We start from the raw sequence: 12,698 nt of genomic DNA on the forward strand, positions 1-12,698 counted from the left end.
CGGCGCAGCCTTGCAAAAAGTGAAAGGTACCGCGCACCTTCGCAATGGTGGCAGGCCCATTCACCGCATAGCTTCAACGGCGACGGACCCGGTCCGGCTCCACTGTCGGAAGATCGCGCATGACAAGCCCTACGCCACCCTCAGCCCGCCCGGAGGATCCGGCCACCGTTCCCGGTCCCATCCCCCGGCACGGTTCCATCGCAGATGCCCCGCATCGCGGCGTCATCCTGACCGGCGAGAACGGCGCGGACGGGCACAAGGCCTTCTACATTCACATCGAGGCAAGGCCGGGCAAGGAAGACGCGGTCGTCGATATGCTCCGCGACATCTACGGCTGCGTCCTTGGCGAACCGGGGACCGGCCCGTGGTTCGCGGTGCGCTATTCGCCGCAGGTGTTCGGCATCTTCGAGGCATTCCCCACCATCGCGGCCCGCGACGCGCATGTCGCGGGTGGCGGCGGCGACATCTTCCGCGACAATCCGCGCATGAACGACCTCCTCGCCCGCCCGGCGCACGTCTATCGCGTCGACGTGCTCCTCAACAAAAGTACCATTGGCGAGTAGAACCCCGCCGTCAGTGCCCGCGCCCTGTTCCCCGCGATAGGGGTCTGTTACGCTGGGCCCGATGGCCACGCAGCACCGCACGATTGAACATCTGCTCGAACAGGCTGCCGGTGCCGGAACGGTCTTGGCCAGGCCGATGTTCGGCGAATACGGCCTCTACCTCGACGGCAAAATGATCGGCACGGTCTGCGACGATCAGCTCTACCTGAAGCCCACCGCATCCGGTCGCCGCCATGCCGCGCCGGTGTCGGAAGCGCCGCCCTATCCGGGCGCCAAGCCGAACTTGCTGATCGAAGCCGATCGATGGGATGACGCCGAATGGCTCGGCGAATTGCTGCGCATCACCGCCGCTGAACTGCCAACCCCAAAGCCGCGCAAACCGAAGAAGGCGAGCTGAGCGCCCGCCGCCGCGCTACCGCCGGGTTCATGTCACGTCGGTCACCCATCGGGACAGCAGCAAGCTCCAGCACGTATCGCACCTCATCGTGCGGCCGCCTGAAAGCACGGTGTCCGCTTGCCTCACCCCGTCAGCCCGTCAGAGCCCCCGCCCGCCGCGCATCCGCTTGCGCAACGATCCCGGCATCCACCGCGACGCAAAGGACAGTCGCCGCGCCGTCTTGCCCACCAGCGTGTGGACGCGCCCGCCATGCACCGCTTCCCACGCCGCTTGCGCGACGACCTCGACCGGCGTGAACTCCAGCCCCGCCTCGACCACCGTCTCGCGCACGCTACGGTTCGATCCGCCGACCCCGGCCTGCAGCAGCGGCGTGTCGATGAAGCCCGGCATCAGGCTGCGCACGCGAATGTCGTCCGCCGCCCATTCGCCGTCCAGCGCCTCGGTCAGCCCGCGCACCGCGAACTTGGTCGCCGAATAGACCGCCGCCCCCGGCGTGCCATAGATGCCCGCGGCCGACGCGGTGTTGAGCAGGCACGATCCCGGCGTCGCCGCCAGAAACGGATAGGCCATGCGCGCGCCGTACAGCACGCCCTTCAGGTTGACGTCGACCGCGCGGTCGATGTCCTCCAGCCCCGCCGCGCCGAACGGCCCGCCCACCGCGACCCCGGCATTGTTGAACAGCACGTCCAGCCGCCCGCCGCTCAGCTGCGTGAACTCCGCCAGCACTTCCTCCCAATCCTCGGGCGATCGCACGTCCATGACGTGACAGCTGGTGCTTTCCGCCGGCAGCAGCGCAGCCGTCTCCTTCAGCCCTGCGCTGTCGCGATCGGCCAGCCCGACGCGCCACCCCCGGTCGGCGAACAATTGCGCCACCGCCCGGCCGATGCCGGAACCCCCGCCGGTGATCAGGATCGCCTTCATCTCTCAACCCTCATGTTTGACGCCGGTGGCGGCATCCCGCATCCTCCCGGCCGATGCCCCTGGACTTATCCGGCCCGGCGGTGGCTTTCCACCGCATCGCGAAACACTACGCCGGGGGGAGCGCAGCGGTCGACGAGGTGACGCTCACCATCGCCGGCGGCAGCTTCGTCGCACTGGTCGGCAGCTCGGGTTCGGGCAAATCGACCTTGCTCAAGATGATCAACCGGCTGGTGGAGCCGACCGCCGGCCATGTCACGCTGGGCGACCATGATGTCCGCGATCAAACCCCGCACCTCCTGCGCCGCGCGATCGGCTATGTCTTCCAGAACGTCGGCCTCTTCCCGCACCTGACCGTGGCGGAGAATATCGCGCTTCCGCTGCGCATCGCCGACCAGGGCCCGCCGCGCGAGCAGCGCGAGGCGCGCGTGGGCGAGATGCTCGACCTCGTCGATCTGCCGCGCGCGCTGGGCAGCCGCCTGCCCGACGCGCTCTCCGGCGGGCAGCGCCAGCGCGTCGGCGTCGCCCGCGCGCTCGTCACCGGGCCGAAGCTGCTGCTGCTCGACGAGCCGTTCGGCGCGCTCGATCCGATCACCCGCAGCGCGCTGGGCGACGCGGTGCAGGCGCTTCACCGCCGGCTCGGCCTCACCACCATCATGGTCACGCATGACATGGCGGAGGCGCTGCTCCTCGCCGATCGAATCCTGGTGATGGATCACGGCCGGATCGTCGCCGACGAAACGCCCGCCGCGCTTCTCGCCGGCGGCGGCGGCGATAAGGCGCAGGCGCTGGTCGCCGTCCCCCGCGACCAGGCACTTCGCCTCGCAGGCCTAGCAGGATGAGCGACGCCTGGGCGCGCGTCCCCGATCTCGCCGCGCAGCACTTCCTGCTGGCGATGACTGCGCTCGCCGCCGGGATCCTCATCGCGGTGCCGCTCGGCTTCTGGTCCGCGCGCCGGCCCACTGCGGCGCGGATCGCGCTGGGTGCCGCCAGCCTCGTCCAGACGATCCCCAGCCTCGCGCTGCTCGCGCTTTTCTATCCCATACTCCTGTGGATCGGCGGCCTGCCCGCGCTCGGCTTCCTCCCCTCGGTTCTGGCGCTCACACTCTACGCCATCCTCCCGATCCTGCGGAACGTCGTCACCGGGCTCCAGGGCCTCGACCCGGCAGTGATCGAGGCTGCGGACGGCATCGGCATGACCGGCTGGCAGAAACGCCGGCTGGTGGAGGCACCGCTGGTCCTGCCGATGGTGATGGCGGGGGTGCGTACCGCCGCGGTGTGGACGATCGGCGCGGCGACCCTTTCCACCACGGTCGGTCAGCCGAGCCTCGGCGACCTCATCTTCGCCGGGCTTCAGACGCAATCCTGGCCGCTGGTGCTGGCGGGGTGCATCGCCTCCGCCGCGCTGGCGCTCGCCACCGACGCGCTGCTCGGCCTGTCCGAATGGGGCATCGCGCATCGCCGCCGCTGGCTGGCGGCCCTGTCGCTCGGGCTGATCGTCGCCGCGACTATCGCCGCCGCCGCGCCGCTGTGGCGCAGCGATCAGGATCGGGTGGTCGTCGGCGCGAAGAACTTCTCCGAACAATTCATCCTCGCCCGGCTGATCGGCGATCGGCTGCGCGACGCGGGCTATGCCGTCGACTATCGCGACGGGCTCGGCTCCGCGGTCGCCTTCGGCGCGCTCAAGAGCGGCGCGATCGACGCCTATGTCGATTATGCCGGCACGATCTGGACCGGTGAGATGAAGCGCAGCGACACCCCGTCGCGCGATCAGCAGGTGCGCGCGATCGGCGACTGGGCACGCCGGCAGCATCAGGTGACGTTGCTCGGCCCGCTCGGCTTCGAAAACGCCTATGCCTTTGCGATGAAGCGGGAGGATGCGGCGCGGCGCGGCATCGCCGACCTGAACGACCTTGCCCGCCAGTCGCCCCAGCTACGGCTCGGCGCCGACCTCGAATTTCTCGACCGCGCCGAATGGGCCGCGATCCGCCGCGCCTATCCGATGCGCTTCGCCGCCGCGACGCCCTACAGCCCGACCTTCATGTATCGCGCGCTGGCCAGCGGCCGGGCGGATGTGATCAGCGCCTTCTCCTCCGACGGCCGGATCGCCGCCGACGATCTGGTCGTGCTGCCCGATCCGCGCGGTGCGATTCCGGGCTATGACGCCATCCTGTTGGTCTCGCCGCGCCGCGCCGGTGACACGCGCTTCGCCGATGCGCTGCGCCCGCTGATCGGCGCGATCACCCCGGCGATGATGCGCGCCGCCAATTACCAGGTCGATCGCGACACGGACAAATCGACCCCCGAAATCGCTGCTGGCCGGCTCGCCGCGCAAATCGGCCGATCTTCTCCGAAAGGCGGCCGGGACTAGCCCATCGTCAGGACGATCTTGCCCACATGATCGCCGGCTTCCATCCGGCGATGCGCGTCCGCCGCCTGTTCCAGCGGGAACGCCTTGTCCATCACCGGCTTCAGCCGCCCCGCCTCGACATGCGGCCAGACGTTGCGCGCCAGCTCGTCCGCGACCATCGCCTTGAACGCATTGTCGCGCGCCCGCAGCGTCGATCCGGTCAGCGTCAGCCGCTTCATCATCACCTCGAAAATCGGGATCGTCGCCTTGGCGCCGCCCTGCACCGCGATCGACACATGCCGCCCATCAGGCGCCAAGCACTTGAGATTGCGGGCAACATAGTCGCCGCCCACCATGTCAAGCACCGCGGCACAGCCTGCGCCGCCGGTGATTTCCTTCACCCGCTCGACGAAATCCTCGGTCCTGTAATTGATCGCGTGATCGGCCCCCAGCGCCTTGGCCGCCGCCACCTTCTCGTCCGATCCGGCGGTGACGATGATGGTGATGCCAAAGATGTTGCACAGCGAAATCGCCATCGTCCCGATGCCGCTCGTGCCCCCATGCACCAGCACCATATCCCCCTCGGAGGCATAGGCCCGCTCGAACAAATTGGTCCACACGGTGAACAGCGTTTCCGGCATCGCCGCCGCTTCTTCCATCGACAGCAGCTCGGGCACCGGCAGGCACTGGCCGGCGGGCGCCGTCACATAATCGGCATAGCCGCCCCCGGCGACCAGCGCGCAGACCGGCTGCCCGACCATCAGCTGGTGAACCCCCTCGCCCAGCGCGACGACCGTGCCCGACACCTCCAGCCCGAAGATGCTGGGCGCGCCCGGCGGTGGCGGATAGGCGCCCTTGCGCTGCATGACGTCGGGGCGGTTCACCCCGGCCGCGGCGACGCGGATCAGCACTTCGCCCGGCTGCACGGCAGGGACCGGACGCTCCACGATCTGCAGCACCTCTGGCCCACCGGGCGCTTCGGGATCGATCGCCCGCATTGTCGCCGGAATGATGTACATTCGCGTCCCCCCTCATTCGGACTTTGCGCGCCTTATTGACTTCGCACCCGCAGCGGTCAACGATGGGGGCTATGGATCTGGATGATATCCTCGGGTCCCGGCCCGACGATCCGCTGACCGCCCTGGTGCGCGAGGATCTCGATCGCCTCTCGGTTGCCGAGCTGGAGGCGCGAATCACGGCGCTGGAGGGCGAAATCGCCCGCAGCCGGCGCAAGATCGAACTGGCGTCGAACACGCGCGCCTCTGCGGACGCCTTGTTCAAGCGATGACCGGGCGGGCACCCGCCCGGCGCCACGCCACCTGCCGGTCCCTGGCTGCGCTTCTTGATGACGGCCGCCGCAATCACGACATGGTGAGAAAGGGCCAGGCGCCTGCCTGCTGCCCGGTTGGAGTATCCTGAATGCCATCCTTTGCCAGCGCTCTCGAGACCACGCTGCACAAGGCACTCGAGGCCGCGTCGTCCCGGCGCCATGAATATGCCACGCTCGAGCACCTGCTGTTCGCGCTCGTCGATGACGAGCATGCCAGCCAGGTGATGACCGCGTGCGGCGTCGACCTTGGCGAACTCAAGACCACCGTCGCGCACTATCTCGATACCGAGCTGGGCGCGCTGAAGGTTGACCAGCAGACCGATCCCTCCCCCACCAGCGGGTTCCAGCGCGTCGTGCAGCGCGCGATCCTGCACGTCCAGTCCTCCGGTCGCGATGAAGTAACCGGCGCGAACGTGCTGGTCGCCTTGTTCTCCGAACGCGAAAGCTATGCCGTTTATTTCCTGCAACAGCAGGACATGAGCCGCCTCGATGCCGTCAGCTACATCAGCCACGGCGTCGGCAAGGGCGTGTCCGCGCCGGAAGCCGCGACGCCCAAGGGAGCCGAGGACAAGGAAGAGAAGAAGCCAGCCGAGAAGGCCGGCAAGGGTGAAAGCGCGCTCAAGCAGTTCACCGTCGACCTCAATGAAAAGGCGCGTAACGGCAAGGTCGATCCGCTGATCGGTCGCGGCCCGGAGGTCGATCGCACGGTGCAGATCCTGTGCCGCCGGTCGAAGAACAACCCGCTCTATGTGGGCGATCCGGGCGTTGGCAAGACGGCCATTGCGGAAGGCCTCGCGCGCAAGATTGTCGAGGGCGACGTGCCCGACGTGCTGAAGCCCGCCGTCATCTATTCGCTCGACATGGGCGCGCTGCTCGCCGGCACGCGCTATCGCGGCGATTTCGAGGAACGGCTGAAGCAGGTCGTCAATGAGCTCGAGAAGATGCCGCATGCGGTGCTCTTCATCGACGAGATCCACACCGTGATCGGTGCCGGCGCGACCAGCGGCGGCGCGATGGATGCGTCGAACCTGCTGAAGCCGGCGCTGTCGGGCGGCACGATCCGCTGCATCGGCTCCACGACGTACAAGGAGTTCCGCAACCACTTCGAAAAGGATCGCGCGCTGCTGCGCCGGTTCCAGAAGATCGACGTGAACGAGCCGACGATCGAGGATACGATCAAGATCCTCGCCGGCCTGCGCTCGGCGTTCGAGAGCCATCATGACGTCAAATACACGCCCGACGCGATCAAGTCGGCCGTGGAACTGTCGGCGCGTTACATCAACGACCGCAAGCTGCCCGACAAGGCTATCGACGTGATCGACGAGGTGGGCGCGATGCAGATGCTGGTGGCGCCGTCGAAGCGGAAGAAGACGATCACGCCCAAGGAGATCGAGGCCGTCATCGCGACGATGGCCCGCATCCCGCCGAAGAGCGTATCGACGGACGACAAGAAGGTGCTCGAGACGCTCGAGACGGACCTGAAGCGCGTGGTGTTCGGCCAGAACAAGGCGATCGAGAACCTCGCGAGCGCGATCAAGCTGTCACGCGCGGGTCTGCGCGATCCGGAGAAGCCGATCGGCAATTACCTCTTCACCGGCCCCACCGGCGTCGGCAAAACGGAGGTTGCCAAGCAGCTGGCGACGATCATGGGCATCCCGCTGCAGCGGTTCGACATGTCCGAATATATGGAGCGCCACTCGGTTTCGCGGCTGATCGGTGCGCCTCCGGGCTATGTCGGGTTCGACCAGGGCGGCTTGCTGACCGACGCGGTTGATCAGAACCCACATTGCGTGCTGCTGCTCGACGAGATCGAGAAGGCGCATCCGGACCTGTTCAACATCCTGCTTCAGGTGATGGACAACGGCCGCCTGACCGACCAGCACGGCAAGACGGTCGATTTCCGCAACGTCATCCTGATCATGACGACCAATGCGGGCGCGTCCGACATGGCACGCGAGACGCTGGGCTTCGGCAATCTTTCCCGCGAGGGTGAGGACGAGCAGGCCGTGCAGCGGCTGTTCACGCCGGAATTCCGCAACCGCCTCGATGCCATCGTGCCGTTCAGCTACCTGCCGACCGAAGTGGTCGCGCGCGTGGTGGACAAGTTCATCCTTCAGCTGGAACTCCAGCTGGCGGATCGCGACGTCCACATCAAGCTCGACGACGAGGCGCGCCAGTGGCTCACCACCAAGGGCTATGACAAGCTCTATGGCGCGCGCCCGATGGGCCGCCTGATCCAGGAGAAGATCAAGCAGCCGCTGGCCGAGGAGCTGCTGTTCGGCAAGCTCGTCCATGGCGGCGAGGTCGTGGTGAAGCTGAAGGACAATGCGCTGACGTTCGAGATCGTCGGCGCGGCGCCCAAGAAGCCGAAGCGCAAGGGCGGCAAGGCCAAGGTCGCCGTCGAATAAACCAGAAGGGCGCCGGTCGATCGACCGGCGCCCTTTCTGATTCCATCTATTTCGCAGAACTGACCGGGCGCTAGGCGCCCTAACGGCGCAATCAGCCCTTCGGCTGCCCCTTGTCCTTGGCAACCCACCGGGGTCCGCTCGCGCGGCACGCCGCGCTGATCACCGGGAACATCAGGTCCGTATTGCGCGCCAGCGCCGCCGGCGCCGCGGCCTGGCACTGTTGCACGGTGGAATAGCGAACCGGGTCGATCCGCGCCTCTGCGCAGCCGGACTGATCGTCCCCGCAGCCCATGATCGCCAGTACGAAAAAGATCGGTTGCATCATCGCCTCCACTCCCTGCTGAAACCCGCAAGGCCTTCAAACTGTTCCGTTTGCGCTTGCCGGTGTCCTATGCGCATGACACAGTCGGCCAATAGCTCAGGGGGAGAATCAACATGCGTATCGCGACAAAATTGCTGTTGGGGGCAACAGGCATCGCACTGGCGGCGGCGGCTGTCGCCGCGGGACCATCAGCCACCCGGACGCAGGTGGCGGCGCCGCTGATTGAGCGCACCAAATTGTTCGGCAATCCGGAGAAGACCGGCGGTCAGCTGTCGCCCGACGGCCGGTGGATCAGCTTCATCGCCCCGCGCGATGGCGTGCTCAACGTCTGGGTCGCCCCGGCTGACAATCCCGCCGCGGCCAAGCCGCTGACCGCGGAGAAGACCCGCCCGATCCGCCAGACCTTCTGGGCACCGGATTCGAGCCAGGTGCTGTTCGTCAACGACAAGGGCGGTGACGAGAATTTCCGGCTCTATGGCGTTCCCGTCGTGGGCGGCGAGGCGCGCGATTACACGCCGTTCGAGAAGGTTCGCGTGATCCCGTACGGCCAAAGCAGGACGATCAAGGACCGCGTCCTCATCGGCCTCAACAATCGCGATCCCCGCTGGCACGATGTCCACAGCCTCGACCTCAAGACCGGCAAGCTGACGCTGGTGATGCAGAATGATGGCTATGCCGGCTTCATGGCCGACGATCAGCTAAACATCCGCATCGGCTCTCGCCCGCGCGCCGATGGCGGCGACGACTGGTTCAGGATCGTGGACGGCAAGGCAGAAGCCACCCCGATCCTCTCTTATGGCCTCGACGATAGCGCGACGACCGGTGCGATCGGCTTCACCACCGATGGCAAGACGATCTACTGGGCGGACTCGCGTGATCGTAACACCGGTGCGCTCATGGCACAGGATACCAGCGGCAAGATGACGCTGATCGCCGAGGACCCCCGCGTCGATCTCGCCGACGCCCTGTTCAATCCTAAAACCGGCGTGATCGAGGCTTATCGCGCGGATTATCTCAAGAACGAATATGTGCCCGTCGGCGATGCGGTGAAGGCCGATCTCGCCTTCCTCAAGGCGCAGAACAAGGGTGAGTTCACGATCACCAGCCGCACTGATGCCGACGACAAATGGCTCGTCGCCTTCGATCCGGTGTCCGCCCCCGCCTCCACCTGGGTCTATGATCGCAACGCAAAGACCCTGAAGCAGCTCTATGTCTCGCGTCCGGCGCTGGTCGGCGCCCCGCTCGTGCCGATGATCCCCACGGTGATCAAATCGCGCGACGGGCTCGATCTCGTCTCGTACCTGACGCTGCCCAAGGGCGTCGACGCGAACGGCGATGGCAAGGCTGACAAGCCCGTCCCGATGGTGCTGTTCGTCCATGGCGGGCCGTGGGGCCGCGATGGCTATGGCTATAACAGCTATCACCAGTGGCTCGCGAACCGCGGCTATGCGGTGCTCTCGGTCAATTTCCGCGCCTCCACCGGCTTCGGCAAGAAGTTCCTTGCCGCCGGGAACATGGAATGGGGCAAGAAGATGCACGACGACCTGCTCGACGCGGTCGACTGGGCTGTGCGCGAGGGCGTGACGACCAAGGACAAGGTCGCGATCATGGGCGGCTCCTACGGCGGCTATGCGACGCTCGCCGGCCTCGCCTTCACGCCCGATACCTTCGCGTGCGGCGTCGACATCGTCGGCCCGTCGAACCTCAACACCCTGCTCGCCTCGATCCCGGCCTATTGGGAGGCGGGTAAGCAGCAGATGTATCGCCGCATGGGCGATCCGACGACGCCGGAGGGTCAGGCAATCCTCAAGGAACGCTCGCCGCTCTTCGCCGCGGACAAGATCAAGAAGCCGCTGCTGATCGGCCAGGGCGCCAACGATCCGCGCGTCAACGTGCGCGAAAGCGATCAGATCGTCGATGCAATGAAGGCGAAGAACATCCCCGTCACCTATGTCGTCTTCCCGGACGAGGGCCATGGCTTTGCCCGGCCGGTGAACAACATCGCGTTCAACGCGGTGACAGAAAATTTCCTCGCCCCCTGCCTCGGCGGCCGTGCCGAGCCGATCGGCGACGCGCTGCAGGGCTCCACCGCGGAAATCCGCCATGGTGCCAATCATGTGAAGGGTCTTGGCTCCACCCGATCCGCCGCAAGGTAACGCGCCCGGGTCAGCGTAGCGTCAGCGCCGTCACCCCGCATCGTCGCGGGGTGACGGCTCCTGCGCATCAACCGCGCGCCACCCCATTGCACGCGCCGCTCCGTGCCCCGACATAAGCAACAATGCCACCCCTCGACCCGACCGGGAACAGCGCCGAGCGTCCGCTCGGCCCGACGCTGCGCCGCTTCCTCCCCTATCTCTGGCCATCCGACGCGCCGGGCATGAAGCTGCGCGTCGCCGGCGCGATGCTGCTGGTCCTCATGTCGAAACTGGTCCAGGTCTATGGCGCGCCCTTCGCGCTTCAGGGCGCGGTGGACGGCATGGCCACGCTGCCCCGCTCGCCGGCGATGCTCGTGGTGCTGCTCGTCGTGGGGTACGCCGCGGCGCGGTTCGGCACCACGCTGTTCGACAATCTGCGCAACACGGTGTTCGAACGTGTCGGGCAGGAGGCGACACGCCGCCTCGCCAGCCAGGTGTTCCGCCACCTCCATGATCTGTCGCTTCGCTTCCATCTCGAACGGCGCACCGGCGCGGTCACCAAGGTCGTCGAACGCGGCACCAAGAGCATCGATACGATGCTCTACTTCCTCCTGTTCAACATCGCGCCCACCATCCTTGAACTGACGCTGGTGCTCGGCATCTTCTGGGTGAAGTTCGGCTGGCCGCTCGTTGCCGGCACCCTGGTGATGGTGGTCGTCTACATCTGGTTCACCCGAAAGGTGACCGACTGGCGCGCCAGCCTGCGCCAGCGGATGAACGATCTCGACACTGGCGCGGTCGCCCATGCGGTCGATTCGCTGCTGAACTTCGAAACGGTGAAGTATTTCGGCGCCGAGGATCGAGAGGCCCGGCGCTACGATGCCGCGATGCAGGCCTATGCCACCGCCGCGGTAAAGTCCGAGAACAGCCTCGCCTGGCTCAATATCGGCCAGGCCGCGATCACCAATCTGATGCTCGGCGCTGGCATGGCCTTTGTCGTATGGGGCTGGTCTGACGGCCGCTTCTCCGCCGGCGACGTGGTGCTCGTCTCGACGCTGCTGTCGCAGCTGTTCCGCCCGCTCGACCTCCTCGGCATGGTCTATCGAACGATCCGCCAGGGCGTGATCGACATGGGCGCGATGTTCGATCTGGTCGACACCCCGTCGGAGGTGGTCGATCCCCCTGGCGCCCGCCCGCTCCGCGTCGGCCCGGGGCATCTGCGCTTCGAGGATGTCCGCTTCGGCTATGAGCCCGGGCGCGATATCCTGAAGGGCATCACGCTCGACATTCCGGCCGGCAGCACCGTTGCGGTCGTCGGCCCGTCCGGCGCCGGCAAGTCGACGCTCGCGCGGCTGCTGTATCGCTTCTACGATCTGACCGGCGGCCGCATCACCATCGACGGGCAGGATATCGCCACGGTCACCCAGGCCAGCCTGCGCAGCGCGATCGGCATCGTGCCGCAGGATACGGTGCTGTTCAACGACACGATCGGCTACAACATCGCCTACGGCCGTGAAGGCGCCGACGACGCCGATATCCGCGCCGCCGCGCGCGGGGCGGCGATCGCCGGCTTCATCGAGGCGCAGCCCGGCGGCTATGACACGCGCGTCGGCGAGCGTGGGCTGAAGCTTTCGGGTGGCGAAAAGCAGCGCGTGGCGATCGCCCGCACCCTGCTCAAGAACCCGCCGGTCCTGATCCTCGACGAGGCGACCTCGGCACTCGACAGCCGGACGGAAGCGGACATCATGGCGACGCTGGAGGCGATCGAGCGTGGTCGCACCACCATCGTCATCGCCCACCGCCTTTCGACTGTCGTCCACGCCGACAAGATCGTCGTGCTTGAGGCCGGCCGTGTGACCGAACAGGGCACGCATGACGAATTGCTCCGCGCCGGCGGCACCTATGCCGAACTATGGGCGCGTCAGGCGAGCGAGCGGCAGGCGGCGGAGGTCGAAACCGCCGACTGATCTACTATTGATCTGTTGTCGGGCGCGCCCGATCAGGCGACCAGATCGCGATATTCGGGATGCCGGCGGATGAATGCCGCCACGAACGTGCATTGCGGCACCACCTTCAGCCCCTGGTCGCGCGCGCTGTCCAGCGCGGCGCGGATCAGCTTGGATGCAACGCCCCGCCCCTCGATCTCTGCCGGGACGTGCGTATGGGTAAAGACGATCCGCTCGCCCTCGCGCTGATAGGCGGCCAGCGCGCGATGACCGCCGACGTCCAGTTCGAATTCCTGTTCGGCACGATTGTCGCGGACCTTGTTCATGCC

Annotated in this window: 12 protein-coding genes; 8 read left to right on the plus strand and 4 right to left on the minus strand. The window is 66.9% G+C overall.

The features are described 5' to 3' along the window. Positions 1–119: 119 nt before the first annotated feature. Positions 120–563, plus strand: a complete 444-nt coding sequence (locus XM50_RS06390) for a putative quinol monooxygenase (RefSeq protein ID WP_197075438.1) — start codon at positions 120–122, stop codon at positions 561–563. Positions 564–624: 61 nt separating this feature from the next. Continuing rightward, on the plus strand, positions 625–960 hold the full coding sequence (locus XM50_RS06395) for a TfoX/Sxy family protein (RefSeq protein ID WP_046408352.1): 336 nt from the start codon (positions 625–627) through the stop codon (positions 958–960). A 138-nt stretch (positions 961–1,098) separates the two neighbouring features. Here XM50_RS06395 and XM50_RS06400 read toward each other — a convergent pair whose 3' ends face one another. After that, positions 1,099–1,881, minus strand: coding sequence for an SDR family oxidoreductase (locus tag XM50_RS06400; protein WP_046408354.1), 783 nt, complete (start codon positions 1,879–1,881; stop codon positions 1,099–1,101). Positions 1,882–1,934: 53 nt separating this feature from the next. Between XM50_RS06400 and XM50_RS06405 the strand changes: the two genes are divergently transcribed. Both XM50_RS06405 and XM50_RS06410 read left to right on the plus strand, forming a co-directional pair. Then, complete coding sequence (locus XM50_RS06405; RefSeq protein ID WP_046408355.1) at positions 1,935–2,720, plus strand: ATP-binding cassette domain-containing protein; 786 nt, start codon at positions 1,935–1,937, stop codon at positions 2,718–2,720. Continuing rightward, positions 2,717–4,249 (plus strand): ABC transporter permease/substrate-binding protein, encoded by a 1,533-nt coding sequence (locus XM50_RS06410; RefSeq protein ID WP_046408357.1) that lies wholly within the window; start codon positions 2,717–2,719, stop codon positions 4,247–4,249. The genes XM50_RS06405 and XM50_RS06410 overlap by 4 nt, the downstream gene beginning before the upstream one ends. Here XM50_RS06410 and XM50_RS06415 read toward each other — a convergent pair. Beyond that, positions 4,246–5,247 carry an NAD(P)H-quinone oxidoreductase gene (locus XM50_RS06415; RefSeq protein ID WP_197075440.1) on the minus strand — a complete coding sequence of 334 codons (1,002 nt, stop codon included), beginning with the start codon at positions 5,245–5,247 and terminating at the stop codon, positions 4,246–4,248. The two genes, XM50_RS06410 and XM50_RS06415, sit on opposite strands and share 4 nt — an antisense overlap. Before the next feature lie 71 nt (positions 5,248–5,318). Between XM50_RS06415 and XM50_RS06420 the strand changes: the two genes are divergently transcribed. Both XM50_RS06420 and clpA read left to right on the plus strand, forming a co-directional pair. Then, on the plus strand, positions 5,319–5,516 hold the full coding sequence (locus XM50_RS06420) for a DUF1192 domain-containing protein (RefSeq protein ID WP_046408360.1): 198 nt from the start codon (positions 5,319–5,321) through the stop codon (positions 5,514–5,516). Between the two features lie 131 nt (positions 5,517–5,647). Next, a complete protein-coding gene (clpA, locus tag XM50_RS06425; RefSeq protein ID WP_046408362.1) occupies positions 5,648–7,966 on the plus strand; it encodes an ATP-dependent Clp protease ATP-binding subunit ClpA in 2,319 nt (772 codons plus the stop codon). Positions 7,967–8,057: 91 nt separating this feature from the next. Here the strand turns inward: clpA and XM50_RS06430 are convergent, their stop codons facing one another. Then, positions 8,058–8,288, minus strand: a complete 231-nt coding sequence (locus XM50_RS06430) for a hypothetical protein (protein WP_046408456.1) — start codon at positions 8,286–8,288, stop codon at positions 8,058–8,060. Between the two features lie 113 nt (positions 8,289–8,401). Here XM50_RS06430 and XM50_RS06435 point away from each other — a divergent pair, with 113 nt between their 5' ends. Both XM50_RS06435 and XM50_RS06440 read left to right on the plus strand, forming a co-directional pair. Next, positions 8,402–10,444 (plus strand): S9 family peptidase, encoded by a 2,043-nt coding sequence (locus tag XM50_RS06435; protein ID WP_052742475.1) that lies wholly within the window; start codon positions 8,402–8,404, stop codon positions 10,442–10,444. Between the two features lie 122 nt (positions 10,445–10,566). After that, positions 10,567–12,390, plus strand: a complete 1,824-nt coding sequence (locus XM50_RS06440; RefSeq protein WP_046408364.1) for an ABCB family ABC transporter ATP-binding protein/permease — start codon at positions 10,567–10,569, stop codon at positions 12,388–12,390. Positions 12,391–12,422: 32 nt separating this feature from the next. On the opposite strand, the gene XM50_RS06445 is transcribed toward XM50_RS06440, so the two are convergent. Then, positions 12,423–12,695, minus strand: a complete 273-nt coding sequence (locus XM50_RS06445; RefSeq protein WP_046408459.1) for a GNAT family N-acetyltransferase — start codon at positions 12,693–12,695, stop codon at positions 12,423–12,425. Positions 12,696–12,698: the final 3 nt, after the last annotated feature.

It is taken from the genome of Sphingomonas sp. Ag1 (genome assembly GCF_000980895.1).
GTDB lineage: Bacteria > Pseudomonadota > Alphaproteobacteria > Sphingomonadales > Sphingomonadaceae > Sphingomonas > Sphingomonas panaciterrae.

Excerpts from the sequence above, each read along its gene's own strand:
- XM50_RS06430 (WP_046408456.1), bottom strand. The coding sequence starts at position 8,288 with ATGCAACCGATCTTTTTCGTACTGGCGATCATGGGCTGCGGGGACGAT.
- XM50_RS06400 (WP_046408354.1), bottom strand. The coding sequence starts at position 1,881 with ATGAAGGCGATCCTGATCACCGGCGGGGGTTCCGGCATCGGCCGGGCG.
- clpA (WP_046408362.1), top strand. The coding sequence starts at position 5,648 with ATGCCATCCTTTGCCAGCGCTCTCGAGACCACGCTGCACAAGGCACTC.
- XM50_RS06445 (WP_046408459.1), bottom strand. The coding sequence starts at position 12,695 with ATGAACAAGGTCCGCGACAATCGTGCCGAACAGGAATTCGAACTGGAC.
- XM50_RS06440 (WP_046408364.1), top strand. The coding sequence starts at position 10,567 with ATGCCACCCCTCGACCCGACCGGGAACAGCGCCGAGCGTCCGCTCGGC.
- XM50_RS06435 (WP_052742475.1), top strand. The coding sequence starts at position 8,402 with ATGCGTATCGCGACAAAATTGCTGTTGGGGGCAACAGGCATCGCACTG.
- XM50_RS06420 (WP_046408360.1), top strand. The coding sequence starts at position 5,319 with ATGGATCTGGATGATATCCTCGGGTCCCGGCCCGACGATCCGCTGACC.
- XM50_RS06415 (WP_197075440.1), bottom strand. The coding sequence starts at position 5,247 with ATGTACATCATTCCGGCGACAATGCGGGCGATCGATCCCGAAGCGCCC.
- XM50_RS06410 (WP_046408357.1), top strand. The coding sequence starts at position 2,717 with ATGAGCGACGCCTGGGCGCGCGTCCCCGATCTCGCCGCGCAGCACTTC.
- XM50_RS06395 (WP_046408352.1), top strand. The coding sequence starts at position 625 with ATGGCCACGCAGCACCGCACGATTGAACATCTGCTCGAACAGGCTGCC.
- XM50_RS06390 (WP_197075438.1), top strand. The coding sequence starts at position 120 with ATGACAAGCCCTACGCCACCCTCAGCCCGCCCGGAGGATCCGGCCACC.
- XM50_RS06405 (WP_046408355.1), top strand. The coding sequence starts at position 1,935 with ATGCCCCTGGACTTATCCGGCCCGGCGGTGGCTTTCCACCGCATCGCG.